Annotated in this window: 2 protein-coding genes; both read left to right on the plus strand. The window is 45.5% G+C overall.

From position 1 onward, the window contains the following. The first annotated feature begins 56 nt into the window (after positions 1 to 56). A complete protein-coding gene (locus ACFRAK_RS27880) occupies positions 57 to 1094 on the plus strand; it encodes a PucR family transcriptional regulator (protein WP_483878291.1) in 1038 nt (345 codons plus the stop codon). Positions 1095 to 1198: 104 nt separating this feature from the next. After that, positions 1199 to 2279 (plus strand): ABC transporter ATP-binding protein (locus tag ACFRAK_RS27885; protein WP_394573016.1); only part of this gene is annotated, 1081 nt, incomplete at its 3' end.

The raw sequence follows: 2279 nt of genomic DNA on the forward strand, positions 1-2279 counted from the left end.
CAGGCATAACACTCGTGTTAAAAACATTGAATGAGCAGGAACGTGCTGCCCTAGAAATGTCAGGACATCAGCTACCAATGATAGCTCCTGGAGCGACCGATAATGAAGTGCCATTAGATGAGATTTGGATTCCGATTAGTAGTGATCAGCCGCAGAAGGTGATCGTGGCTGATCGTAATCAGTTAACCGATTCAGAAATCAAATTAATCGACTTATGGTTGTCGAGCATTCAAGGCTCTACCCCAAGCACGATGTTCAGAAGCACCGGTAAAGGGGATGAGGAACGGAGAGCGCAAGAACTAGGCACTTGGATCAAAGAGCGTCTGCAGGTTGGAGAAGCGCTTGCTGAACTGCCGGAAGAGCTGTTGCTAAGATCTAGCCTAACCGAGGCGATGATTCCGTTTCTATTAATTAATGAGAGCGAACATGCACCCACTCCGAGTTACAAGGCGCTGCATCGATTATTGGACAGTTACTTTGACGGTGAGATCATTCTGGTCCCTTTAATGGAGAAGGAATGGCTTGTGCTTGCAAAGCAAGAGCTTCTGGATGGGATTACAACGGATGATAAAGATGAGGCCCCAGTAGAAGGAGAGCAAGATTTGTTATCTCTGTTCTGTATGGGATTATACGAGCTTATCTCTACCGAGTGGGTAGGGGATTTTCATATATCAGCGATTCCGGCTGTCAATGCGTTACATACCTTACCCCAAACGGTGAGTATGCTGCGAGAAACGATGACGATCGGCCGTACGTTCCAGATGAAGGAGCATATTCATTTATCGACCGGGCTGCACCTGGAGCGGTTAGTGTTTAGTATACCTGAGTATCAGCGTAATCAATTTTTAAGAGAATATGCGGCAGGACATACCGATCTGTTCGAGGATAGTGAAACCTTATCCACACTGGAATCCTTCTTTGAACTGGATTGTAATGTGAGTGAGACGGCCAAGCATTTATATATTCACCGCAACACGTTGCTATACCGTCTGGATAAGATCAAACAAGAGACTGGACTTGATGTTCGTAGCTTCAGTGATGCGGTATTAGTGAAAATAACACTTCTATTGTATAAAGTGACGAAAAGGAAGTAGGTTTTTTGTGCAGATTGTGTATAGCAAGTCAGATGCCCATAGGGTAAGATAAGACTATAATTTGTATTCGATTTCATAACATACCTATGAGGGGGCAAATGCACATGGCTGGTGTACGCTTAGAGCATATTTACAAGAAGTATGCAGGTGCGGATAAAGCAACTGTAATTGACGTTAATCTGGATATCAAAGATAAAGAGTTTCTGGTATTGGTAGGTCCTTCCGGTTGCGGTAAGTCTACAACACTTCGTATGATCGCAGGTCTTGAGGAAATTTCCGAAGGTAAGCTTTACATTGGTGACCGCGTAGTTAACGACGTAGCACCTAAAGACCGTGACATCGCGATGGTATTCCAATCTTACGCTTTGTATCCACATATGAACGTATACCAGAACATGGCATTTGGTTTGAAACTCCGTAAAGTGAAGAAAGACGAAATCGACAAACGTGTACGTGAAGCTGCTAGAATTCTGGATATTGAGCATTTGCTTGAGCGTAAGCCGAAAGCTCTTTCCGGTGGTCAGCGTCAGCGTGTTGCCCTGGGTCGTGCGATTGTTCGTGATCCACAAGTCTTCTTGATGGATGAGCCGCTCTCCAACTTGGATGCGAAACTCCGCGGTGCGATGCGTGCGGAGATTACCAAGCTGGTTAAACGTCTTGAAACCACTTGTATCTACGTAACACATGACCAGACAGAGGCAATGACGATGGGTGACCGTATCGTTGTTATGCAAGACGGTATCATTCAGCAAGCAGATTCCCCAGAACTGCTCTACAATAGTCCAAACAACCTGTTCGTTGCTGGTTTTATTGGTTCCCCAACCATGAACTTCATCAACGGCACATTGTCTGAGCAAAATGGCGGTGTGTACTTCACTTCCGAAGGCTTGAACGTTCAAATTCCAGGCGGTAAAGCACAACTGTTGAAGAACAAGTCCTTGATCGGTAAGGAAGTAATTATGGGTGTTCGTCCTGAGGACATTCACGAGGAACCAGTATTCCTGGAAGCTTCCCCGAACACGGTCTTCAACGCTAAAGTTGACGTAACTGAGAACCTCGGTCACGAAATGCTCTTGTACCTGAGCGGTCTCGGCACAGATACGGTTATCGGTCGTGTAGATGGACGTTCTACTACTCGTGAAGGCGATAACGTGAAGTTGGCGCTCGATATGAACAAGGTTCATA

Source organism: Peribacillus sp. NPDC056705, assembly GCF_043656335.1.